Source organism: Brevundimonas sp. NPDC055311 (genome assembly GCF_053645695.1).
Window position 1 is genome coordinate 178,316 of record NZ_JBSHMV010000001.1, and the last position, 23,449, is coordinate 201,764.

Annotated in this window: 15 protein-coding genes and 1 tRNA gene; 9 read left to right on the top strand and 7 right to left on the bottom strand. The window is 66.4% G+C overall.

The features are described from left to right. The first annotated feature begins 42 nt into the window (after positions 1-42). Together queA and ACWIDZ_RS00880 are read left to right on the top strand one after the other, a co-directional pair. Complete coding sequence (queA, locus tag ACWIDZ_RS00875; RefSeq protein WP_291776117.1) at positions 43-1,137, top strand: tRNA preQ1(34) S-adenosylmethionine ribosyltransferase-isomerase QueA; 1,095 nt, start codon at positions 43-45, stop codon at positions 1,135-1,137. After that, entirely contained in the window at positions 1,134-1,610 is a 477-nt protein-coding gene (locus ACWIDZ_RS00880; RefSeq protein ID WP_291774890.1) for a hypothetical protein, read from the top strand. Before queA ends, ACWIDZ_RS00880 begins: the two co-directional genes overlap by 4 nt. Before the next feature lie 7 nt (positions 1,611-1,617). On the opposite strand, the gene ACWIDZ_RS00885 is transcribed toward ACWIDZ_RS00880, so the two are convergent. Continuing rightward, positions 1,618-4,083 (bottom strand): TonB-dependent receptor, encoded by a 2,466-nt coding sequence (locus ACWIDZ_RS00885; protein ID WP_453988591.1) that lies wholly within the window; start codon positions 4,081-4,083, stop codon positions 1,618-1,620. A 338-nt stretch (positions 4,084-4,421) separates the two neighbouring features. On the opposite strand from ACWIDZ_RS00885, the gene tgt reads away from it, so the two are divergent. Beyond that, positions 4,422-5,534, top strand: a complete 1,113-nt coding sequence (gene tgt / locus ACWIDZ_RS00890) for a tRNA guanosine(34) transglycosylase Tgt (RefSeq protein WP_453988590.1) — start codon at positions 4,422-4,424, stop codon at positions 5,532-5,534. Here tgt and ACWIDZ_RS00895 read toward each other — a convergent pair. Further along, the gene (locus ACWIDZ_RS00895; RefSeq protein WP_338574738.1) at positions 5,531-6,079 is read right to left on the bottom strand and encodes a hypothetical protein; all 549 of its coding nucleotides are present in this window, start codon (positions 6,077-6,079) and stop codon (positions 5,531-5,533) included. The genes tgt and ACWIDZ_RS00895 overlap by 4 nt on opposite strands. Positions 6,080-6,163: 84 nt before the next feature. On the opposite strand from ACWIDZ_RS00895, the gene ACWIDZ_RS00900 reads away from it, so the two are divergent. Next, a complete protein-coding gene (locus tag ACWIDZ_RS00900; protein WP_343829675.1) occupies positions 6,164-6,370 on the top strand; it encodes a hypothetical protein in 207 nt (68 codons plus the stop codon). A gap of 24 nt (positions 6,371-6,394) precedes the next feature. Here the strand turns inward: ACWIDZ_RS00900 and ACWIDZ_RS00905 are convergent. Beyond that, a tRNA-Lys gene (locus ACWIDZ_RS00905) sits at positions 6,395-6,471 on the bottom strand. Between the two features lie 34 nt (positions 6,472-6,505). On the opposite strand from ACWIDZ_RS00905, the gene ACWIDZ_RS00910 reads away from it, so the two are divergent. From ACWIDZ_RS00910 to ACWIDZ_RS00925, 4 genes are all read left to right on the top strand, one after another. Beyond that, positions 6,506-6,982 (top strand): hypothetical protein, encoded by a 477-nt coding sequence (locus ACWIDZ_RS00910; RefSeq protein ID WP_343829674.1) that lies wholly within the window; start codon positions 6,506-6,508, stop codon positions 6,980-6,982. A 56-nt stretch (positions 6,983-7,038) separates the two neighbouring features. Further along, positions 7,039-8,826 (top strand): autotransporter assembly complex protein TamA, encoded by a 1,788-nt coding sequence (locus ACWIDZ_RS00915; RefSeq protein ID WP_453988589.1) that lies wholly within the window; start codon positions 7,039-7,041, stop codon positions 8,824-8,826. After that, the gene (locus tag ACWIDZ_RS00920) at positions 8,823-13,061 is read left to right on the top strand and encodes a translocation/assembly module TamB domain-containing protein (protein WP_453988588.1); all 4,239 of its coding nucleotides are present in this window, start codon (positions 8,823-8,825) and stop codon (positions 13,059-13,061) included. Before ACWIDZ_RS00915 ends, ACWIDZ_RS00920 begins: the two co-directional genes overlap by 4 nt. Positions 13,062-13,145: 84 nt before the next feature. Continuing rightward, positions 13,146-14,222 (top strand): PA0069 family radical SAM protein, encoded by a 1,077-nt coding sequence (locus ACWIDZ_RS00925; RefSeq protein WP_453988587.1) that lies wholly within the window; start codon positions 13,146-13,148, stop codon positions 14,220-14,222. Here ACWIDZ_RS00925 and ACWIDZ_RS00930 read toward each other — a convergent pair whose 3' ends face one another. Further along, entirely contained in the window at positions 14,223-15,467 is a 1,245-nt protein-coding gene (locus ACWIDZ_RS00930; protein WP_453988586.1) for a class I SAM-dependent RNA methyltransferase, read from the bottom strand. 153 nt (positions 15,468-15,620) lie between these two features. On the opposite strand from ACWIDZ_RS00930, the gene ACWIDZ_RS00935 reads away from it, so the two are divergent. Then, on the top strand, positions 15,621-16,265 hold the full coding sequence (locus tag ACWIDZ_RS00935; RefSeq protein ID WP_291774857.1) for a glycine zipper 2TM domain-containing protein: 645 nt from the start codon (positions 15,621-15,623) through the stop codon (positions 16,263-16,265). A gap of 73 nt (positions 16,266-16,338) precedes the next feature. Here ACWIDZ_RS00935 and ACWIDZ_RS00940 read toward each other — a convergent pair whose 3' ends face one another. The 3 genes from ACWIDZ_RS00940 to ACWIDZ_RS00950 all read right to left on the bottom strand — a co-directional run bounded on the left by ACWIDZ_RS00940 (position 16,339) and on the right by ACWIDZ_RS00950 (position 23,409). Then, positions 16,339-17,064, bottom strand: a complete 726-nt coding sequence (locus tag ACWIDZ_RS00940; protein ID WP_453988585.1) for a TlyA family RNA methyltransferase — start codon at positions 17,062-17,064, stop codon at positions 16,339-16,341. 4 nt (positions 17,065-17,068) lie between these two features. Beyond that, complete coding sequence (locus ACWIDZ_RS00945) at positions 17,069-19,810, bottom strand: valine--tRNA ligase (protein WP_453988584.1); 2,742 nt, start codon at positions 19,808-19,810, stop codon at positions 17,069-17,071. Between the two features lie 137 nt (positions 19,811-19,947). Then, positions 19,948-23,409 carry a DNA methyltransferase gene (locus ACWIDZ_RS00950; RefSeq protein ID WP_453988583.1) on the bottom strand — a complete coding sequence of 1,154 codons (3,462 nt, stop codon included), beginning with the start codon at positions 23,407-23,409 and terminating at the stop codon, positions 19,948-19,950. Positions 23,410-23,449 lie beyond the last annotated feature (40 nt).

Here is a 23,449-nt window from a genome sequence, read left to right on the forward strand (position 1 = left end):
CTCGCTTGACCGCAAAGGCGGGGCGTGAGCATTGCCCGCCTCATGCGGACATCCGATTTCGACTTCGACCTGCCCGAGGCGTGCATCGCCCTGCGTCCCGCCGACCCGCGCGACTCGGCGCGCCTTCTGGTGGTGAAGGGCGGCGATCTTCAGGACAAGATCATCCGCGACCTGCCGGACTTCCTGCAGCCCGGCGACGCCCTGGTCTTCAACGACACTCGCGTGATCCCCGCCCGTCTGTCGGGCGTGCGCCACCGCACCGGGCCGGAGGGCGAACTGCTGTCGGTGCCGGTCGAGGCGACCCTGCACCACCGCGACGCGCCCGACGTCTGGAGCGCCTTCATGAAGCCCGGCAAGCGGCTGAAGGTCGGCGACCGAGTGCGTTTCGGGCGCGAGGAGGACAACGCCTGTTTCCTGGGCCAGGTCGACGCCGAGATCACCGCCAAGGGCGAGGACGGCCTCGTCACCCTGCGTTTCGATCTGGCCGGTCCTGTGCTGGACGACGCCATCCGCGAGGTCGGGGTCATGCCCCTGCCCCCCTATATCGCGGCCAAACGGGCCGAGGACGATCAGGACCTGAAGGATTATCAGACCGTCTTCGCCGAGCATGACGGCTCGGTCGCGGCACCGACAGCGGGTCTGCACTTCACCCCTGCCCTGCTGGATAGCATCCGGGCGCGCGGCGTGACGACCCATGCGGTGACCCTGCACGTCGGGGCGGGCACCTTCCTGCCGGTCAAGGCGGACGACACGGCCGATCACAAGATGCACTCCGAGTGGGGCGAGGTCTCGGCCGAGACCGCCGGCGCCCTGAACGCCGTGCGCGCGGCGGGCGGGCGCATCGTCTGCGTCGGCACCACGAGCCTGCGCCTACTGGAAAGCGCCACCGGCGAGGACGACGTGGTCCAGCCCTTCCACGGCGACACGGCCATCTTCATCACGCCGGGCTATCGCTTCCGCGCCTGCAACGTGCTGATGACCAACTTCCACCTGCCGAAATCGACGCTGTTCATGCTGGTCAGCGCCTTCGCCGGGCTGGAGACGATGCGGGCCGCCTACGCCCACGCCATCGACAGCGGCTATCGCTTCTATTCTTATGGCGACGGAAGCCTGCTGTTTCGGGAAGACGCCCAATGAGCCACATCGACGACCTGCCCGAAAACCTGGCCGCGACCTTCGACATCCTGGCCTCGGCGGCGACCGAGCTTCAGGATCCCTGGTGGGTGTTCGGGGGCGCGGGCATGGCGCTGTCGGGCCTGTCGGAATGGCACGTGCCCGATGTCGACGTGATGACCAGTCCTCGCGACGCCCGGCGCCTGATCGAGGCCCTCCACGGCGAAACCGTGGAAGACCCCGGCGAGGGCCTGTTCCGGTCGCAGGTCTTCGGCCAGATCCTGACCACGCCGGTCCCGGTCGAGGTCATGGCGATGATGGACGTTCGCGCGGGCGCCGACTGGACGCCGGTCATCTTCACCACCCGTCAGGCGATCGAACTGGACGGGGGAACGCTCTACATCCCCAGCGTCGCCGAGCAGATCGAGAAATGCCGCCTGTTCGGCCGTCCCAAGGACCTGCAACGCGCGGAGCGTCTCGAGACGCTCCTGCGCTGATCCCGGTTCAATACCGGAAGCGCAGCCCCACGGTATAAAGGCTCTCTTCGTAGCGCACGTCGCGCGGATAAACGCCCTCGCCATAGTCGAAGAACGATCGGAACGGCTGCCCCAGAATATTGGTGGCGTCGAAGGTCACGGTGATCCGCTCGGTCGGCGACCAGCCCGCCGAGAAGTCCAGTCGCGCCACGTCATCGACATGCTCGCCGATGACGCCGTTGCCGAACTTGGTCCGCAGATTATAGGCCAACCGCGCCGTCCACGGCCCGTTCTCATACATGCCGGTCAGGTTGTAGGAATATTTCGACACATAGGGCAGCGCCCCGTCGATATAGGTGGCGTTGGCCTGCACCCCGAACGACCGCGCCCATTTCGGCACGAACTCATAGTCGAAGAAGGTCGTGAAGGACGTCTCCACGCCCTGCAGCACGGCGTCATTCAGGTTGACGGGCCGCGTGACGCGCAGGACGCCATAGACAGGATCGTCCATGTCCATCGTCTGATCGGCGATGAAGCCTGAAATCTCGCGTCGGAACAGCGCCAGCGTCGCTGCGCCCGCATCACCGAAGTAGCGCTCCAGCGTCAGGTCATAGTTGGTCGATTCGATCGGCTTCAGGTCAGGGTTGCCGCCCGAAGCCGTCTGCCGTCCCGAGGTATCGGCCGAGGGGCTGATGAACAGGCTAGGGTTCAACTGGCCGAACGCCGGGCGCGTCCGCGTCTGGTTCGCCGCCATGCGCAGGATCAGGTCGTCATCCAGCATGAAGCGGACCCCCAGGCTGGGCAGCAGGTCCGTGTAGCGCCCACCCTGATCGACCGGCGTGAACACCTCTTCCTCGCCCTCAATCGAACGGCTGGTTCCGCGCACGCTGAAATCGGTTGCGACGATCCGCAGACCCAGTTCGCCTTCGATCGGAATGCGGGTGTTGATGGCGAAGTCCGCCTGACCATAGGCGGTGTAGGCCCTCTCCGACGCCTCATAGGTTTGAACCGGGTTGATGGGCGGACGACCCGGCTCGAACCCGGCCAGGGCGCGCAGGGCGTCCATGTTCTGACGCAGGCCGCCATAGGTCGGTGACACCCAGGCGCGCATGTCCTGAATGTCGCTGCCGTTGAAACCTGCCGGGATGAGGGCCAACTCCACCGGGATGGCGGTCAACGGCAAGCCGAGACTTTCCTGATCCTGATACCGCTCGCCGTTCTGATAGGAGCCGTTGCGGTCGACGTAGCGCACCCCGAATTTCAACTGCGGGATCAGGCTGTTGCCCGTGTCATAGGTCAGGTCAACCTTCGCCTGCCAATCGTCGCCCGCGCCGATGAAGTGGCGGTCGAACAGGCCGCGATAGACGTAGTTGTTCGGGTCCGTGACGTCGAAGTCCCGGAAGTCGAAGGTCGCTCCGCCATCCTTCCCCGGCGTATCGAAGTCGATCAGCGTCACCGGCGCATGGGTGAAGGCCGTGTCGAAGCTGTAGTTCGAGAACTCATAGGTGCTGTCAGTGCGCGCCAGATCAAAGGCGATCTGAAGCGACCCGGCGTTGTAGCTGCCGCCCACGGCCGCTTGCCAGGTGTTCGTCTTGCCGGTCGAGGCGCCCTGCCACTGCTCCGGACGACGGCCGGCGATCTGGGTCAGGCTCTGGATTTCATTGCGGCTGTCGCGCAGCGTCACGTCGTCAAAACGTGTCGTCTCATCGTTCAGCGGCACGATGAACTGACGGTCCGAAATCTTTGCCCGATAGCCCTGGTAAAGGGCGTCGACATAGAATTCCCACTGGTCGTTCGGCCGCCACTGCAGCGCCAGATTGGCCGACGGACGCCAGCGGTCGCCGGTTCCGTAGAAGATGCCGACGGCGTCAGGATAACGCGCCCCCTGAACCGCCGGATCGGCCGACTGCCCGTCCACGGCGACGATGCCGCCGCTGTCCCAGCGCACGGAGTCGAGATAGCGCAGGCTGGTGTATGACAGGTTCAGTAAGGCTCCGACCTCGCCCGCGCCTGTGTTCCAGCGGTTGCTGATCAGGATGTCGCCGTTCGGATCATAGCTTTCCGACTGGGTGGCGTAGGAGCCCTTCGCCGAAGCCGACAACTCGAAACCGTCGAAGTCGAACGGCCGCCGCGACCTTACATTGATCAGACCGGCGATGCCCGATTCCAGCCGCCAGGCGGAACTGGACTTGTAGACCTCCAGCGCGGCGATGGCCGCCGCCGGGAAGTCCTGCATGGCGACCGAACGCCCCTGGTCCGTGAAGATGTCGCGGCCGTTGTAGGTGGTGGCCACATCGGGCAGTCCGCGCACGATCACGCGCGACGCTTCCCCGCCGCCTCGCTCGACCTGGATGCCGGTGACCCGCGCCAAGGATTCCGAGGCGTTCACGTCCGGCAGCTTGCCGATGTCTTCGGCGACGACAGCGTCCATCACCTCGTCAGCGTTGCGTTTCAACGCCTGGGCCGAGCGCAGGCTTCCGCGTAGTCCGGTCACCACCACATCCTGCACCTGAACAGGACCGCCGGCAGCGGTCGAGGGCGGCGTGACTACAATGGAATCCTGGGACCAGGCAGGGTGAGCGACGGCGAGCGCAAGCAGGGAAACGGAACCCAGGGTTCCAGAACGGAGCAACATTAATCGGGCGACTTTCACGGTTTCGTGCGCTGCCCTAACAGCCGCGTGATCGTTCGGTTTCAAACTAACCGTCGCTATTCAAACAAAGGCGTGTGCGCCGGATTACGGCCACAGAACCGCCTTGAGACAGGAACCGGCCCAGGGCTGGCGGCCTTTCGCCGTTCGGCCTAAGACGCGCGTCCCTGCAAGGAACGCCCATGCCTTTCCCGTTTGAGATTTCCGCCGTCGAAGGCCGCGCCCGCACCGGCGTGCTGAAAACCACGCGCGGCGACATTCGCACCCCCGCCTTCATGCCCGTCGGCACCGCCGCCACGGTCAAGGCGATGACGGTGGATCAGGTCAAACAGACCGGCGCGGACATCATTCTGGGCAACACCTATCACCTGATGCTGCGGCCCGGTCCCGAGCGGATGGAGCGCCTGGGCGGCCTCCATAATTTCATGCGCTGGGACAAGCCGATCCTGACGGACTCCGGCGGCTTCCAGGTCATGAGCCTGTCGGGAATCTCCAAGCTCACCGAGGAGGCCGTCACCTTCTCCAGCCACATCGACGGGTCCAAGCACGTCCTGACGCCGGAGCGCTCGATCCAGATTCAGGCCGACCGCCTGGGCTCCGACATCGTCATGCAGTTGGACGAATGCGTCGCCTGGCCCGCCGAGGAAAAGCGCGCCCGCGAAGGCATGGAGCTGTCGGCGCGCTGGGCCCAGCGCTCGAAGAACGCCTTCGGCACGCGCGACACGCAGGCCCTGTTCGGCATCCAGCAGGGCTCGACCTATGAAAACCTGCGCCGCGAGTCCTCCGAACGCCTGCAGGAGATCGGATTCGACGGCTACGCCATCGGCGGCCTGGCCGTCGGCGAGGGCCATGAGGCCATGTGCGAGGTGCTGGACTATGCGCCCGAGTTCCTGCCGAAGGACCGCCCCCGCTATCTTATGGGCGTCGGCAAGCCGATCGATCTGGTCGAAGCGGTTTATCGCGGCGTCGACATGTTCGATTGCGTCCTGCCGACCCGCGCGGGACGCCACGGCCAAGCCTGGACCTGGGACGGCCCGCTGAATCTCAAGAACGCCCGCTTCGCCGAGGATCAGGACCCGCTGGATGTGGAAGTCCCCTGCCCGGCCTCGCAGGACTATTCAAAGGCTTACCTGCACCACCTGATCCGCGCCGATGAGATTCTCGGCAAGATCCTGCTCAGCTGGCACAACATCGCCTTCTTCCAGGCCCTGACCGCCGCCATGCGCGCGGCCATCGCCGAAGGTCGGTTCGAACAGTTCCGCCGCGACTTCCGCGCGCGGCATCTCAAGGCCTAGCCGCGGCGCGGCACGAAGCCGGCCGGCGCCGCCGGCGGCGCGCAGTTGCGCTGCATCCCCACGCCTTTCAGGAAGGACCGGCGGCGCAGCCCCGCCTGAATGGCCGACTGGACATGCTTGCTGTGCGCGTCGGCGCCGGTCAGGCGGCGCACCCAGCTGCGGGCGGGAATGAAATCCGTCACGGTGCCGCGCACGGCGTCCAGCGTCGCCCCAGCCGCAGCATCGGCAGCCCGCTCGCTCGCCAGCGTGCCGTCATCCGTAGGCGCGGCGTCCGTATCTGGCCCCAGCGCCTCATCCAGCCGAGCTATTTCAGCGGCGATGACGGAGCAACGGGTCATGTTCCGCACGTCATAGGGATTGGATTCCGCCTGTAACAGAACGGTCGGAATTTCCTGACGCTTGAGGTTGAGATCCTCGAGCGGCGCGGTCACGGCGTCGCCCAACCCCGTTCCCACCTGATCCACCCCGTCCCGAGCGGAGGCGCCGGCGTTGCAGCCGGCAAGCAACAGGGACACGGCGATGGCGGACAAGGAAATCTGGCGCATGAGCGCGTTTAATCATGCCCGGCCGCCCAAAGCCAAGCCTGCCTCCCTCGACACTAGGTTCGAAGCCCGCTTAGGCTGAACGTCATGCGCTCGCTGAACGCCCCGCTTTATAATCTGACGTGGCTGGATTTCGTGATCACCGCAATCGTACTGGCGGCGTTGCTCGCGGCCGCCTGGCGGCTCCACGGCCCCTTGCGGCGGCGTGGGATTGGAACCTCATATGTCAGTTGGCTGGACGAACGCCTGACAAAACTCGAACGCGCTGTCCGCAACAAGAACCAGCGGCGCTAGACGCGTTTTGGATTTTTAAGGGAGTGGTACGCCCCCTCGGGCTCGAACCGAGGACCCTCTGATTAAAAGTCAGATGCTCTAACCAACTGAGCTAGGGGCGCACATCGCGTCTGCGAAGAGGCGCGGAACATACGGATGAGCTTCGGGACGGGCAAGTGGAAATTTCAGGTAATTTTCCCACGCGCAAACAAGGCGCTGATGAAGCCCGGATCCCTTGAAAACGACCGCCGCCAGCGTCGATTCATTGCAGGTTCACGTGAACTCGCTAAGGCGCGGAGACGATCCGGCGAAGGAACCGGCTTCGCTTCTCCACGTTTTCAACCCCTAGAAGGGGGACCCACGATGAATCGATCCATGTTGAATCGCCTGTTGATCGGGGCGGCGCTGGCCGCCTCCGGCTTCCTTGCCGCCTGTGAACAACCTTACAGCGAACCGACGCCCGTCGAAGCGCCCGCTCCGGTCGAAGCGCCCGCCGCCGAAGACGCCGCCGCACCGACTGTCGCCGAAGCTCCCGCGCCCGCCGAAACGACTGCGCCGGTCGAGGCTCTGCCGCCGGACCAACGGTCCTCCGAAGAGACAGTCCAACCCGAGAGCGATACGCTGTTTTACTGATTCTCCTGACGAACAGGGCTAAGCGCCCTTGATCGTCTCGCAACCAGGGTTCGGATTTGACGTCGAGGCTCCCCCTCCTTCTTGCTGGCGCCGCCTTATGCGCCCTTGCAAGCCAGGCCGCCGCCGAACCCCGGGCTCAGATTCGCGGTGAGATCGACAGCGACCTCAAGAGCCAGCTCGAACGCGCTATCGGGCAGGTCGACGGAGCGCCTTCCAATCGCTTCGAGGCGCGTCGTCGCGCTCGCGCGGCCCTGACCTCGGCCCAGGCCCTGCTCCGGTCGGAGGGCTATTATCAAGCCACCGTGGAAGATCAGGTGGAGGGCGAGGAAAATCCGGTCGCCGTAGTGCAGGTCGTTCCGGGTCGCCGCTTCGTCCTGGGCGAGGCTTCGGTCAATTGGACGGTGCCCGAGCCCGATGCGGAAACCAGCGCGGCCGTCATTGAAGACATTCGGCTGAAACCCGGCGCACCCGGCCGGGCGGCTGATATTCTGGAGGCGGAGGGCCGCGTGGTCGCCGACCTGACCCGCCGAGGATATGCGGACGCCACCGCCCTGCCCCGCCGCGTGGTGGTGGATCACGCCACCTTCCTGGTCCAGCCGGGCTTCAACATCAAATCTGGTGAATTGGTGCGCCTGGACGGCGTCCAGCTTCGGACCCGTGGGCCGACCAAGGAGAGTTGGCTCAACAGTCTCATCCCGTGGTCCGAGGGCGACCGCTACGATCCGGAAGACGTCGCCGAACTGGAGCGCCGACTGCTGGACACCGGAGTCTATGACGGTGTGGGCGTGGCCCTGTCTCCCCTGGACGATGTCCGCCCGGACGGCCTTCGCCCCGTCGTGGTCACATTGGCGGATCGCCCGGTCAGCCTGCTAGAGGCCGGCGCCAGCTATTCGACCTATGAAGGCGTCGGCGTCGATATCTTCCGCACCCGATACAACCGCTTCGGTCGGGCCGACACCCTGCGCTACGGCGCGCGCATCGCCAGCATCGACAGCCGCATCGGCGGTGAATGGTCCCAGCCGCACTGGCGCAGGGCGGGGCGGACGCTGAAGCTGTCGTCCTTCATCGTCAACGAGCAGACCGACGCCTACGACCGCAGCGCCATCACTGCGGCCGCCGACCTGTCACAGCGCCTCGGCAAGACGTCTTGGTTCAGCTACGGCCTGGGCGTCGACGCAGGCCGTTACACCGAATACCGCTTCGACCCGGTGACGCAGGAGCCGATCACCTTCGACCGCGATCTCGCCATCGTCACCTTGCGCGGCAGCGCCTTCATGGATCGCTCGAACGATCCTCTGAACCCGACTTCGGGCTATCGCCTGTCGCTGTCGACACAACCGACCGCGGTGGCGGGCGAGGATACGGTGCTGTTCCTGCGCACCGAGGGCCAGGCGACCGCCTATCTGCCGCTTCAGGACGGGGCCAAGACCGTGCTGGCCGGGCGCGCGCGTATCGGCTCCATCATAGGCGGCGAGGAACTGACCGTGCCGTCGGATCGTCTGTTCTATTCAGGCGGCGGCGGCTCGGTGCGCGGCTATTCCTATCAGAGCATCAACCCGCGCCTGCCCAACAACCGACCGCGCGGCGGCCTGTCGCTGTTCGAAACCTCCGTCGAGGTGCGCCGCGATATTGGTGAGAAGTTGCAGGCTGTGGCCTTCGTCGACGGCGGCGCCGTCGGCTTCCAGGAAACGCCCAACCTCAGCAACATGCGATACGGCGCCGGCGTCGGCGTCCGCTACAAGCTGCCTTTCGGCCCCGTCCGCGCCGACATCGCCTTCCCGCTGAACAAGCGCGAGGGCGACTCCGGGTTCCAGCTCTATCTCAGCATCGGCCAGGCGTTTTGACCGACACTCCTCCGCCTCACGAAACGGGCGCAGACGTCGCCGACACGCCGGCCAAGAAGGCCAAGCGCAAGCGTACGCGCCTGCAACTGGCGGCCTTCATCGCGGGCGCGACCTTCGCCGGTCTGCTGGCCTTGATCGTGGTCGCCCTGGTGGGAGGGCGGATGTACCTCGTGTCCGACGCGGGGCGCGAACTGATCACCAGCTTCGTCGCGGGCAAGAAGATCAGCCGCTATGGCCGGATTAACGTCGAAGGGTTGCAGGGCGACCTGTTCAACGACTTCCGCCTGAAGCGCGTCACCGTGACCGACGAGAAGGGCGTCTGGCTGGAAGCGACCGACGTCCGTGTCGACTGGTCCTACTGGCCCCTGCTGGCTCGCCGCTTTCATGCGACTGAAATCAGCGCGGGCCAGATTCGCCTGCTACGCCGACCCGAGTTGGAGCCGCCCAGCGAGTCGGGCGGGCCGCAGGCCATCTCCATCGACATCGACCGCTTCAGCGCCAATGTCGAGCTGCTGGAAGGCTTCTCCAAGGAATACGGCCGCTGGACCCTCAGCGGCGACGCCGCCATTCCGCGCAAGGGCGTCAAGAGCGCCAACGTCAACGCCTACAGCCTGAACCGCAAGGGCGACTATCTCCGTCTGGCCGCCGCTTTCGGCGACAAACCCGAAGACCTGCGGGTCAACCTGCGCGCCAATGAAGCCCAGGGCGGCCCAATCGCCGGATCGCTGGGCTATTCGCCGGATCAACCCTTCTCGGCCGTCGCCGTGGTCAACGGCGAGGTCATCGACGTGGCCGTCCAGACCGGCCAGTTTCGCCCGCTTCTGGTGAAGGGGACCTATGGCGACACCGGCGCCAAGGTGTCGGGTTACGCCGACTTCTCCGGCTCGGACCTGTTGGAGCCCTTCGTGGAGCGTATCGGCCGCACCGCCCGCTTCGGCTTCGCCATGACGCCGGACGCCAAGCGCGACGGCTATAAGGGCGTGGCCTGGCGCCTGTACGCCGACAACATCGAATCCAGCGCCCGTGGTCTGATCCGCACCACGGACAACACCTCGCCCGAGGGAATCAGCCTGGAGTTGAACACGCCGTCGCTCAGCCGCCTGGTGGGCAGCCCTGTCGCCGGTCCCGCCGCCTATACCGGCGTGTTCAAGGGCGACGCCCAGGTCTGGACCCTGCAGGGCTCGGCCAGCCTGCTGAACGCCGACATCGCCTCCTATCGCGCCACGCGCATCTCAGGCCCGGTCAATATCGCCGCCAACAAGGGCCGTATCGACGTGACGACCGACGTGCGCGCCGTCGGCGGTTCTGCGGCGGGCATCATCGGCGGACTGCTGGGTTCTGCGCCGCGCATCCAGATGGAAGGCGCGCGCATGGCCGACGGCGCCATGCTGCTGAAGAAGATCGACGCACGCGGCCAGGGCCTGACCTTGGTCGGGTCGGGCGGGCGCGGCCTGAACGGCGGCCTGAACTTCACCGGCCGGGCCGACTTGACCGAACTATCGCGCATCCAGCCCGGCGCGCGCGGCGCGTTCGGCGGCCCGATCCGCGCCGCCTCAGCCAAGGCCGGCGCGCCCTGGACCCTCAGCTTCGACGGGCGCGGTTCGCGCATGGCCGTCGGCATGGAAGAGCTGGACCGTCTTCTGGGCGCGACGCCGCGCCTGCAACTGGCCGGTTCCCTGAATGACGGCGTCGTCTCCATCGATCGCGGCGAACTGACCGGCGCCGCCGGGCGTGCGGGGGCCAAGGGCCTGATCGAGGGGGCCAAGTTGCGGCTGGCGCTGGACTGGAACGCCCAGGGCCCGTTCGGCGTCGGCCCGGTCGCCATCGACGGCGCCATGTCGGGCGACGGCGCCCTGACCGGCACCCTGGCCCAGCCGCGCGCCGACCTGCGCGCCGCCTTCGACAAGGTGGCGGCGGGCGGACTGACCCTGACCAACGCCGATCTGGTGCTCAGCTTCCGCAAGGGCGCCGACGCCTCGGACGGGCGTGTCGTCCTGAACTCCGGCTCCAACTACGGGCCGGCGCACGCCTCGGGCAACTTCTACTTGGGCGGACCGCGCCTGCGGCTGTCGGACGTCGATGTGAATGCGGGCGGCGTGGCGGCCCAGGGCGACGTCGCCCTGTCGAATAACTTTCCCTCCAGCGCCGACCTGACCTTCACCGCGCGTCAAGGCGCCTTCCTGGCCTCCGGCGAGGCCAATGGCCGCGTACGTCTGACCGAAGGCGCCGGCGACCAGACCGCCGTGCTGGACGTCACGGGCCGCAACGTGCGCCTGATCGGCCAGGACTGGACCTTGCGCAACCTGTCGCTGAAGGGTCAGGGCACGCTGGACCGCCTGCCCTTCACCCTGGCGGCCGATGTGGGCGGCGCCAATCCCGTGCAGTTCAATGGTTCGGGCGAGTATTCCCGCCAGGACGCAGCCCAGAGCCTGACCCTGCGCGGCGGCGGCCGCGTGCGTGAGATCGCCTTCACCACCCGTGCGCCCGCCGTCTTCGCCATCAACGGCGACGGCCGCGTCGCACGCCTGGACCTGGGCGTCGGCGGCGGCGTCCTGACCGGCGAACTGAAGCAGGATAGCCAGGGCAGCGTCATCCAGGCCGACATGACTAATGTCGAAATGGGCTCTCTCGCGCCCGACCTGCGCGGGCAGGTGACGGGCCGCGTCTCGATGCAAGGCCAGGGCGACACGCTGCGCGGCTCCGCCAACATCGACCTGAAACAGCTTCGCAGCGTGGACGCACCTCGAGGACTGGCCATCGACGGCACGTTGAACGCCGACCTCGGCGACAACATCCTTAGGCTGCGCGCCCAGGCCAACGACGGCACGGCCGTTCAGGCGACCGCTGACGTCAGCCTGCCGGTCGAGGCTTCCGCCGCGCCTCTGCGCCTCGCCATCGCCCGCACCCGCGACATGTCGGGTCAGGTCGCCATTCGTGGTCAGATACAGCCGATCTGGGACCTGTTCCTGGGCGGCGCCCAGTCGCTGTCCGGCCAGGTGAACGGTCAGGCGACCCTGGCCGGCACGCTGAACGCCCCGCGCCTGAACGGTCGCCTGGATCTTGAACAGGGCGCATTCCGCGACAGCGCCACAGGGCTTCGCCTCGAAAGCGTGACCCTGGCCAGCCGCTTCAACGACAGCCAGGCCGTGATCGAACGTTTCCAGGCGACTGACGGACTGAAGGGCGAGGTGTCAGGCAGCGGCGATCTGGGCCTGCGCCAGGGATCGCCCTCGACCCTGCAGCTCGAGCTGACGCGCTTCCGCGTCATCGACAACGATATCGCCCAGGCCCGCGCAAACGGCCGCCTGACCGCAGTGCGCGGCGCCGACGGCAACATCCGCCTGACAGGCGCCGTGAATATCGACGAGGCCGAGATCTCGCCGGAGTTGCCTGGCTCCAACGGCATCGTCAAGATGGACGTGGTCGAGATCAATCGCCCCGGCGGCGATCCGGTCGAAACCGAGAAGAAGACGGCTGGCGGCCCCCAGATCGGCCTGGATCTGACCCTGACAGGGCGCGAAATTCATCTTCGCGGCCGCGGACTGAACGTCGAATTGGCCGCCAACGCCAGGGTGCGCGGCACCATCGCCCAACCTCAGTTGACCGGCACGGCCAATGTGGTGCGCGGCGACTATGAGTTCGCAGGCAAACGTTTCGTCTTCGATGATCGCGGCTCGGTCATCCTGTCCACCGATCCGGCGCGCATCCGGCTGAATCTTCAGGCCGTGCGCGAAGACCCGGCCCTGACCGCCGTGATCAAGGTCACCGGCAGCGCCGCCGAACCCAAGATCGAGCTGACCTCCACGCCCGCCCTGCCCCAGGACGAAATCCTGTCGCAGGTGCTGTTCGGCCGATCGGCGGCGCAGTTGTCGCCGTTCGAGGCGGCCCAACTGGCCTCGGCCGTGGCCTCCCTGGCGGGAGGCGGCGGGTTCGACGTGATCGGCAATCTGAGAGAACTGGCCGGTCTGGATCGCCTCTCCTTCAGCGGCGAAGCGTCCAGCCTGACCGTGGCTGGCGGCCGCTACATCACCGACGACGTCTACCTCGAAGTGATCGGCGGCGCCGAACGCGGAGCCGCAGTCAGCGTCGAGTGGCAGGTCCGGCGCAACCTCGCCATCACCTCGAAATTCGGCGGCGAAGGCGACACCTCCCTATCCGTCCGGTGGCGGCGCGAAGGCCCTCGTCCCGGCGGCGATCGTCGAGATCGCCGCCCCAACGCCTCCGCGCGACGCTAGAACAGACAACCCGGCCTGACCGCCGGGTTGTTCTTCGATCAACTTGTTCTTGATTTGTTCCACTCCGTTCCGCATCATGCGGCCATGAACAAGGCGATCAATGGACGCGGCGCACGTTCCAACGCCTCGGGTCGGTATGAAGCCGACCGACGCGAGGCTTGGGACGACGGCTGGACGGATCAGGACGAAGCGGCCTCGCCGCTCCGCACCACCCTGTCCCCGGAACACGCCCGGACCATCATCGCCCGTAATACGAGTCCCGACGTCGGCTTCGATCGCTCCATCAACCCCTACAAGGGCTGCGAACATGGCTGCATCTACTGCTACGCCCGTCCGTCCCATGCCTGGATGGGCCTATCCCCGGGCCTGGATTTCGAGAGCCGGATCTTCTTCAAACCGCACGCCGCGCGTCTACTGGAACAGGAACTCTCAAAGCCCCGATACGTCTGCCGGCGCATCCACATAGGCGGCAATACCGACCCCTATCAGCCGGTCGAGCGCGAAACGAAATCGACCCGTTCGATCCTGGAGGTCATGCAACGGTTCAAACAGCCGTTCAGCATCATCACCAAGTCGGTGTTGATCGCGCGTGACGCAGACATTCTGGGCGACATGGGAAGACAAGGCCTGGCCTCGGCCTTCGTCTCCATCACCACCCTGGACCGCAAGCTGGCGCGGGCGATGGAGCCGCGCGCCTCCACGCCCGCCAAACGACTGGAGGCGATCAGCCGCCTGGCCGAGGCTGGATGCCCGGTCGGCGTCGGCTTCGCCCCGGTCATTCCCGGCCTGAACGATCATGAACTCGAAGCGGTGCTGGAGGCGGCTCAGAAGGCCGGGGCGACCTCGGCCATGTACGTGACCCTGCGCCTGCCGCTCGAAATCAAGGACCTGTTCCGCGAATGGCTGGCCGACGCCCGCCCCGACCGCGCGGCGCGCGTCATGTCGCTGATCCGCCAGACGCGAGGCGGTAAGGACTACGACCCGGACTGGTCGCAGCGAATGAAGGGAACGGGTCCCGTCGCCGAACTGATCGCCGCGCGCTTCAAGGCGGCGGTCAAACGCTACGGTCTGGACGGCCCTCGTCATACGCTGGACGTGACCCAGTTTCGCATTCCCGCCGACGCTCGTCCCCAACTGGACCTGTTCGACCTGGCGTCCTGATCAGCGCCGGAAGACGCCGACCAGTTCGATATGCGTCGACCAGATGAACTGATCGATCGGCGTAACCTTCTCGAGCCGGAAACCGGCGTCGACCAGAACGCGCGCGTCACGAGCGAAGGTCTGGGGGTTGCAGGATACGCCGACGATGACCGAGGCCTTGGTCCCCGGAAGTTGCTGCGTCTGCTCCAGGGCGCCCGCGCGCGGCGGATCAAGGACGATGGCCTCGCACCCCTTCAGGTCGTAGGGTGATAGAGGACGACGGAACAGATCGCGCGACTGAGCCTCTATTCCCTTCAATCCCTGCGCCGTGCTGACCCCCGCTTTCAGTGCGGCGATGGAGGCGGCGGCGGAATCGGCCGCCGTGACGCTGGCGACCTCAGCCAGCGGGAAGGTGAAGGTTCCCGCGCCGCAGAACAGGTCGGCGACCTTCCTGGCCCCCCTCACCGCCTCGACGGCGCGTTCGACCATGGCGGCCTCGGCGGCCGGCGACGCTTGCAGGAAGGCGCCCGGCGGCAAGGGCACGGACGCCCGTCCGAACCGAACGCGAGGCTGACGCGCCATCACCAGCGTATTGCCGTCCAGGCTGAGGCGCGCCAGATCCGCTTCGGCCGCCGCCGCGATGGCGAGCGCCAGCTGGTCACCGTTCAGACCGCCGGAACGCTTCTCCACCCCCGTCACATCGACGTCCAGACCACTGTCGGTCAGGGTGACGTGCAGGGTCGGCGCCGACTTGGGATGGCCCAGGAAAGGCGCCGCGACCTTGGCGAGCGCCGGCAGAGCCGCCGTAAGGAGCGGGTCCGACAACGGGCAATCCGTAAGCTCCACCACCCGCCACGACTTGCGCGCCTTGAAACCCAGGATGACTCGCCCGTCCGGCCCCTGGCGCGCGTGCAACGCCAGGCGCCGACGACTGGCCAGCGGCGTGGCCACCGTCGCCTCCACCTCGGTCTCCAGCCCTTCGCGCGCCAGGGTCTGGAGCACCACCTCGCGCTTCCAGGCCAGGTAGGGCGCGTCGGCCCAGTGTTGCAACGGCGCGACGCCGCATTCGGCATAGGTTTGCGAGTGGATCGGACGCCGGTCGGGACTGGCCTCGATCAACTCGAATCGCTCGGCCCGCCCGCCCTTGACCTCGGCCGCGATCACCTCGTCCGGCAAGGCGCCCGGTACGAAGACCGGGCCGTCGGCGGTGTCGGCGATCCCGTCGCCCTGATGGCCCATGCGGGCGATGGTCAGCGTTTGCGTCATGCGGCGGCTTCTAACGGTTTCCGCGCGAAAATCGAAACATGAACGAAGATGAACGACGCGATCAAAAGCCGTTCAGCTTCGCGGCCCTATCAATGGCTGCAACAGACGGCGGCCTGACCCGTTCAGAGAACGTCCGTCGAAGGAACAGAAACGATGATCGCTCTCATCTCGAAAAAAGCCTCGGTCGCCGCCATCGCCGCCCTGGCCTGCGCCTCGGCCGTCGCCCTGCCCGGCGTCGCCTCGGCCCAGAGCTACGGCTATGACTATCCGCCCGCCTATGGCTATGGAAACAGCGGCTACGGCCAGGGGACCTATTACGATCCCTGCGTGCGTGATCAGCGCCAGCGCGCCACGACCGGCGGCCTGCTGGGCGCCGCCATCGGCGCCGTCGCCGGCTCCCAGATGGCGGCCCGCGGCCGCCGCACCGAAGGCAGCGCTCTGGGCGGTGTCCTGGGCGCCGCGATCGGCGCCGGCGTGGGAAACAGCTCGGCCGCCTGCGACAGCCGTTATCGCCGCGACGCCAACTATGGCTATCAGGGAACCTACGTCCCGCCTGCCTATGGTTACGACAACCGAGGCTATGACAATCGCGGCTATGACTACGATCGTCGCTACGACGACCGTCGCGATGCTTACGACTATTACCGGGACTATCCCGATACCTACGCCTCCACGCCCCGCGACGCCGATCAGTGTCGCCTGGCCGAGAGCAACATCCGTCTTCCCGACGGTCGCATGGAGACGCGCTATGTGCGCACCTGCATGGACCAATCGGGCCGCTATCGCGTCGTCGATTAAGTTTCAGCCCCCCTGTCAATCGACGATGTGAAGAGGGCCGCCGGATCACCGGCGGCCCTCAAATCGTTTGGGCTCAGGCTTTCTGAGCCCAGAGCAGGAACTCGACGTTGCCGTCGCCGCCGGTGATGGGGCTGTCAGCGACCTCGCGCACGGTCCAGCCGCTCTCCTCCAGCCAGTCGCGCACCCCGGCCACGGCGGCGGCGTGCGCCTCCGGGTCCTTGACCACGCCCTTCTTGCCGACCGCCTTGGGACCATCCGCCTCGAACTGAGGCTTCACAAGCGTGATCAGATCCGCCTCCGGCTCCGCCAGAGCCAGCGCAGCGGGCAGAACCTTCGACAGGCTGATGAAGCTGGCGTCGCAGACGATCAGCGACGGCGTCTCGGTGATCAGAGCCGTGGTCAGGTGGCGGGCGTCGGTCTTCTCCAGATTCACGACACGCGGATCGGCGGCGACCGAGGGATGCAACTGCCCTGTGCCGACATCCACGGCGAAAACCTGCGCCGCGCCGCGACCCAGACAGACTTCGGTGAAGCCGCCGGTCGAAGCGCCGACATCCAGCACCACGCGCCCCTCAATCGCGATCGGCCACAGCTCCAGCGCGTGCGCCAGCTTCAAGGCGCCGCGACCGACCCAGGGATGGGCGGCCTCGGCCTCGATCTCGGCGTCTTCCGCGACCTTTTCGGAAGGCTTGGCGACGACGCGGCCGTCCGCCCTCACCCGCCCCGCCTCGATGGCGGCGCGGGCGCGGGCGCGACTGTCGAAGACGCCGCGCGCGACGAGAAGCTGGTCGATTCTCACGCCCTTACAGGGTTTCCAGCCGCTTCAGCGCGGCCTGCAGCCGGGCCTTGCCCTCTTCGGCTTCAGCCAGTTTGGCGCGCTGTTCCTCGACCACTTCGGCGGCGGCGCGGGCGACGAAGTTGGGGTTGCCCAGCTTCTTGTTCACATGGCCGATGTCAGCGTCGAAGGCGGCGATCTCCTTTTCCAGACGCACACGTTCGGCGTCCAGATCGATGATCCCGGCCAGCGACAGGGCGACCGTCGCCCCGCCCGAGACGAAGGTCACGGCCCCGGTGGGGGCGGCCTCGGCCACGGCGACCTCGGACACGCGGCCCAGGGTCAGGATCAGGTCGCGGTGACGCGCGATGCGTTCAGCCGTGGCCGCGTCCGGGGCGACAAAGGCGAGCGGCGGCTTGGCCGACGGCGGCACATTCATCTCGGCCCGCAGCGCGCGGATTTCGCCGATCAGATCGACCAGCCAGCCGATCTCCGCCTCGGCGTCCGTATCCACGAAGGCGTCCGGCAGCACCGGCCAGGTCTCGCCCATCAGCAGACCGTCGCGAGTCGGGCCTTCCCTGCCCAGTTCGGCCCACAGTTCTTCGGTGATGTAGGGCATGACCGGGTGCAGCAGCTTCAGCGTCTGATCGATGGTCCAGGCGGTCATGGCGCGCGTCTCAGCCTTGGCGGCTTCGTCCGAACCGTTGAACACCGGCTTGGCCAGTTCCAGATACCAGTCGCAGAAAACGTTCCAGATGAAGCGGTAAAGCGCGCCCGCCGCATCGTCGAAACGGCCGCCTTCGATGGCGTCCGACACCTGGCGCTCGGCCTTGGTCAGTTCGCCGCGGATCCAGCGGTTGATCGTCTGCTGCACGTCTGCGGGGTCGAAGCCCTTCACCCGACGCGCCTCGTTCATCTGGCTGAAGCGGGCGGCGTTCCACAGCTTGGTGCCGAAATTGCGATAACCTTCAATGCGCTGCTTCGAAAGTTTGATGTCGCGCGTGCCCGACAGGATTGCCATGGTGAAGCGCAAGGGGTCGGCGCCCAGCTCGTCGATGATGTTCAGCGGGTCGATGACGTTGCCCTTGGACTTCGACATCTTCTGGCCCTTCTCGTCGCGGACCAGACCGTTGATGATGACGCGCTTGAACGGAACTTCGCCGTCCATGAAGTGCAGGCCCATCATCATCATCCGGGCGACCCAGAAGAAGATGATGTCCGCCGCCGTAACCAGATCGCTGGTCGGATAGAAGCGCTCCAGATCCTCAGTCTTTTCCGGCCAGCCCATGGTCGAGAACGGCCACAGGGCGGACGAGAACCAGGTGTCCAGAACGTCCTCGTCCTGGGTCAGCACGACCTCGGAATCATAGTCCGACAATGCCTGTTCGCGGGCGTCATCTTCCGTCTCGGCGACGTAGATCTCGCCGTTGGGGCCATACCAGGCCGGGATACGGTGGCCCCACCACAGCTGGCGCGAGATGCACCACGGCTCGATGTTGCGCAGCCATTCGAAGTAGATCTTCTCGTAGGACTTCGGCTCGAAAACGGTCGCGCCCTCCTCGACCGCCTTCAGGGCCGGCTGGGCCATGACCTTGGCGTCGACGTACCACTGGTCCGTCATCCACGGCTCGATGACCACGCCCGAGCGGTCGCCGTGCGGGACCATGTGCCTGGTCTTCTCGATCTCGCGCAGCCAGCCTTCTTCCTCGGCGCGGGCGACGATGGCCTTGCGCGCGGCGAAGCGGTCCATGCCTTCGTATTCGGCAGGCACGTCGGGCGTGTCGGCGGCGGTGATCCGGCCGAAGGCGTCCATGACGTTCAGGGCTTCAAGTCCCGCACGCTTTCCGACGCCGAAGTCGTTGAAATCATGGGCAGGCGTGATCTTCACCGCGCCCGACCCCTTGGTCGGGTCGGCGTAGTCATCGGCGACGATCGGAATGCGGCGCCCCGTGATCGGCAGGGTCACGAACTTGCCGACCAGACCCTTGTAGCGTTCGTCCTCGGGGTGCACGGCCACGCCGGTGTCGCCCAGCATGGTCTCCGGCCGGGTCGTCGCCACGACGATGAAGTCGCGCGTCTCGAACTCGGTCGCCTTGCCGTCTTCGTCGAAGGCGACCGGGTGCTCATAGGTCACGCCGTCCGACAGGCGATAGGCGAAGTGCCAATAGGCGCCGTCGACCTCCTTCTGCTCGACCTCAAGGTCCGAGATGGCGGTCTGGAAATGCGGGTCCCAGTTCACCAGCCGCTTGTCGCGATAGATCAGGCCGTCCTTGTGCAACTGGACGAAGACCTTGCGGACGGCGGCGTTCAAGCCTTCGTCCAGCGTGAAGCGTTCGCGCGACCAGTCGCAGGACGAGCCCAGACGGCGCAGTTGGCGCACGATGGTCCCGCCGGATTCGGCCTTCCACTCCCACACCTTCTCGATGAAGGCGTCCCGGCCCATGTCGCGGCGGCCGATGTTGCCCTCAGCCGCCAGCTTGCGCTCGACCACCATCTGGGTGGCGATGCCTGCGTGGTCGGTGCCGGGCAACCACAGGACGGCCTTGCCCTTCATGCGGTGATAGCGGGCCAGAATGTCCTGAAGCGTGTTGTTCAGGGCGTGGCCGATGTGCAGGCTGCCCGTTACGTTCGGCGGCGGAATGACGATCGAATAGGCGTCTGCGGCGCCGTCGGTCGGCTTGGCCGCGCGCGGGGCGAACAGGCCGCTGTCCTCCCACTGGGCGTAGATGCGCGGCTCGGCGGCCTTGGGTTCGAACGTCTTCTCAAGCATGGTCATCTCGTTTCCCCGAGGCGTAGCGTGAATGCGCCGCCGATCGGGGCTGGAATTCTTCGGTAAAGCAAAGGGCGGTCCCGCCGGAACCGCCCTTATGTGACTTAATGATCGCCGCAGCCCACGGCTAGGTCAAATCAGTGACGCCGCGGCGAGAACCAGCCGTCGTCCGTCCGCTGAACCGATCCCGCCACAGCCAGGACGGCCAGGGTCTGCTCGATCCGGTCCGTCTTGCGACGGCCGATCCGCCCATCGAAGCGGCGCGCCAGTTCAAGAGGCTGTAGCGGCCGGCCTTCGCGGCGCAGTTCTTCCAGCAGCACGCCGGCCAGGACTGCGGGCGCCTCGGGCAAGGGCTTGCGCGCGTTCACCTTGTCGAGCGACGCCTCGGTCTGCACGGCGCGCGCGAACGCCTTGATCCGGCCGGCTTGATAAGTCGGGCGCAAAAATTGGATTTCGCCCCTCTCCTCTTGCACCCGCCGCGCACGATTCAACTCCAGCAGGGCGCCGAGCGCCGCCTGATCCGTCATTGAGTCGCGCCACCCGTAGGCCGACGCCACCTGCTGATCCAGCCGTTGGTGCAGATGATGCAGCAAGCCGACCTGGCCGCGATCATAGATATTGCGCTCGGCGGTCGTCAGTTCTCCGCCCTCCTGAAGGCGGTGTCGGACATTGTAGAGCCCGGTCATGGTCAGGTCTTCGTGCCTACCCAGAACCTGGCGACGACGTTCGTCGATCTCCTCAGCCAAGGCGCCGACCTCCAAGCCTGCGGTGCTGTTGAGATCGGGAAAGGGAAAGGCGTCAAAACAGGCCTTCTTGTTATAGACGGGCCGATCCTCCAGCCGCCCGCCCCGCGCCAGGGCCCACAGACCATGCAGTCGCGACGACAGCACGCCCAGGATGCGAGGGTCATCAGAGGCGACCGCGATCAGAGCATTGTCCGGCAGGATGTCAGCGTTCAGAAAGCGGAACCACCGATGCTTGGCCGTCTCTACCGTGGCGATATAGCGGGACAATCCTTCCAGCGCCGGGCGGAACTCGCTGCGCGGTTCGCCGAACACCCACCAGTTGTCGCGATAGGTCGCACGATTGTTGCGGTCGCGCTCGGGCTTCACGCTCTCCAGCAGATGCTGGAAGATCGCAGGGTGGCGGCGGCGCGCCTCCTCCTCGGTCCAGCCGAACAGATCGATCACCTTCACACCGCGCGATCGTGACGCCAGGTCGCGTCCATTGCGATAGGCGCGGATCGGACTGTCCGCCTCATCGCCAGAAGTCGCCAGCAGTTGCTCGGCCTTTTCCGGCGACACCATGAAGCCCGGACCGTGCAGCTTCACTCCCGGCGAGCACAGCAGCGCATTGGCCTTCAGCGATTGCGCCTCGCTGATCGACAGGCCGATGGTCAGGTCCGGCGCGATGTCGCCCCTCTGCTCATGAAACACGATCTCCGGCGTCTCGCCGTCGCTGACGGTCTCGACAACCGTCAGCAGCCGCCCCTGCCCGTTCGGTTCGCCGCGCTCGGCCACCGTCATGGCGATGCGCACATCAGCGCGGTCGACCCCCTTGATCCACGGATGGTCAGGGATGGCGAAGGTCAGCCGCATGGGCGGCCCGCCCTTCAGATGATGCTCGAGCACGCGCCGGGAAAAGGTCTGGGTGATGGAGTTGGTGGTGATGAAGCCGAACCGTCTCAACGTGCTGTCCTTCGTCGTCAGGATCTCGGCCGCCCGATCCCACCACGCCGTGACCAGATCGGCCGATCGGAACCGCCCCTGCCGCACCCGCCAAAGGGCGTCGACATAGCCGTCGCCCAGCTCCCCGCGCACATCCTTGCCGCCGATGAAGGGCGGATTGCCGATGATGAAATGCGCCGCCGGCCATACCGTCGGACGCGGATCAATGTAACGGGCGACCTCCCGCTCTTCACGAACCACCGCCGCTGAAAGGCCGCCCCGGCTCAGCTTCCGAGTGTGAGTGACCGGTCGCCCATATCCATCGCGCACGAGCTCTTCGCCAGTCCAGGTGAGCAGCGCATCGGTATGCAGAATGCGGTTGAAGTTGCGCAGGATCGGTTCGGTCGGCTTGGCGTCGCCGGCGTTCCTGAAATGCCATTGCAGATAGCCGATCCACATCACCATCTCGGCGATCCAGGCGGCGTGCACGTTCTTCTCCAACCCCCAGAACTGCTCGGGGCTGATGGTATGCCCCTCCAGACCGAGCGCCGTCTGGGCGTCCCCCAGGTCGGTCAGGGCGGTCAGGACCTCGCTCTCGAGATCCTTCATCATATCCATGGCCACATAGAGGAAGTTGCCGGTTCCGCAGGCCGGATCCAGCACCCGCGTCCCACACAGCTCGCGATGGAATTCGCGCATGGCGCGACGGGCCCGAATGATGTCGCCACGAACATAGTGTCCGACCGCCACCCCTGCGACAGCCTCCCACTCGGCGCGCAGCGGCTCCATGATCGTGGCCTCGACCAGCCGCCGCACATAGGCCTTGGGCGTATAGTGGGCGCCCAACTCGCCGCGTTCGGTCGGGTCCAAAGCCTGTTCCAGCAAGGCGCCGAAGATCGCCGGCTCGACCGAGGCCCAGTCGCGCTGGGCGGCGGCGATAAGGGCCTCAAGTTCGACCTCCGTCACCGGCACGGCGGCCTCTTCCTTGAACAGGCCGCCGTTGAAGCGGCGCAGGTCCTGGCGAACGGCCGAGCAATGGCCGCCGCTGTTCATACGCCGAAAGAAGTCCGCCGCGCTGACATGAAAGCGATCCGCCATCCCGCGATAGCTTTCCAGCAGGTGCAGAAAGCCCCTGTCGTCGATCAATCCGACGCTGTCGGCGAACATGGCGAAGATGCATTGCATGACGAACAGGGAGGTGCGCTTGTCCCACGCCGCCCGCGCTACGGCATCGACGCGCCCCCCGGCGTCGGTCGGCGCCCGCTTGCGGATCGAACGGACCAGCCAGGCCAGTCGCGCCGCGATGTCGCTGGTCACGGCCGCCACATGGTTCGCCGGGTCCAGGCTCATCGGCTCATCCCAGACCCGGCGCAGACGATCGCGAACCTCGGGATCACGCAGATCGTCCATGGCGATGCGACAGCGGGCCAGGTCGGGAAAGGGCACATAGCCCTTCCCCTGCCGATCGAAGTCGGCCCACAGATGAATGGAGCGGCCCACGTCCACGACGACGATAAAGGGCGGCCATTCGTCCAGCGCCTTGGCGTAGCTCTCGGCCTGACGCTTGGCGTCCAGCATCAGCCGCTCGATGGCGTCTGGATGCCCCTGCGGCGGCTTGCGTCCTCGACCGTTGAACAGGGCCAGATGCCGTTGCGGGTCCAGTTCGCCGCCCGGCGCCCGCTTCTGCGACTGCTTGGCCTCGAGCACAAAGGCGCCGCGCCGGTAGCAATCGATGAACCCTCGATGGGCCCCGCCGTCGTGAAATGAAAACTCCACACGCCGCTCGAAGCAGTAGCCGCGATCTCCGACCGTCTCCTGATCCGGCGCCGCCACTCCGATCAGGGCGCACAGCTGGCCGATGAAGGTCTGATGGTGCGCACGCTCGCTGATTGTCGCACCGCCCCAGCGCGTGATGAACGCTTCGACATCCATAGATTGTTCTCCCACCCCTGAGAGAACAATATTAGGTTGA

Bases quoted from the DNA above. Each gene is read 5' to 3' on its own strand.
- queA (WP_291776117.1), top strand. From the start codon at position 43: ATGCGGACATCCGATTTCGACTTCGACCTGCCCGAGGCGTGCATCGCC.
- ACWIDZ_RS00880 (WP_291774890.1), top strand. From the start codon at position 1,134: ATGAGCCACATCGACGACCTGCCCGAAAACCTGGCCGCGACCTTCGAC.
- tgt (WP_453988590.1), top strand. From the start codon at position 4,422: ATGCCTTTCCCGTTTGAGATTTCCGCCGTCGAAGGCCGCGCCCGCACC.
- ACWIDZ_RS00895 (WP_338574738.1), bottom strand. From the start codon at position 6,079: ATGCGCCAGATTTCCTTGTCCGCCATCGCCGTGTCCCTGTTGCTTGCC.
- ACWIDZ_RS00900 (WP_343829675.1), top strand. From the start codon at position 6,164: ATGCGCTCGCTGAACGCCCCGCTTTATAATCTGACGTGGCTGGATTTC.
- ACWIDZ_RS00910 (WP_343829674.1), top strand. From the start codon at position 6,506: ATGAGCTTCGGGACGGGCAAGTGGAAATTTCAGGTAATTTTCCCACGC.
- ACWIDZ_RS00925 (WP_453988587.1), top strand. From the start codon at position 13,146: ATGAACAAGGCGATCAATGGACGCGGCGCACGTTCCAACGCCTCGGGT.
- ACWIDZ_RS00930 (WP_453988586.1), bottom strand. From the start codon at position 15,467: ATGACGCAAACGCTGACCATCGCCCGCATGGGCCATCAGGGCGACGGG.
- ACWIDZ_RS00935 (WP_291774857.1), top strand. From the start codon at position 15,621: ATGATCGCTCTCATCTCGAAAAAAGCCTCGGTCGCCGCCATCGCCGCC.
- ACWIDZ_RS00945 (WP_453988584.1), bottom strand. From the start codon at position 19,810: ATGCTTGAGAAGACGTTCGAACCCAAGGCCGCCGAGCCGCGCATCTAC.
- ACWIDZ_RS00950 (WP_453988583.1), bottom strand. From the start codon at position 23,409: ATGGATGTCGAAGCGTTCATCACGCGCTGGGGCGGTGCGACAATCAGC.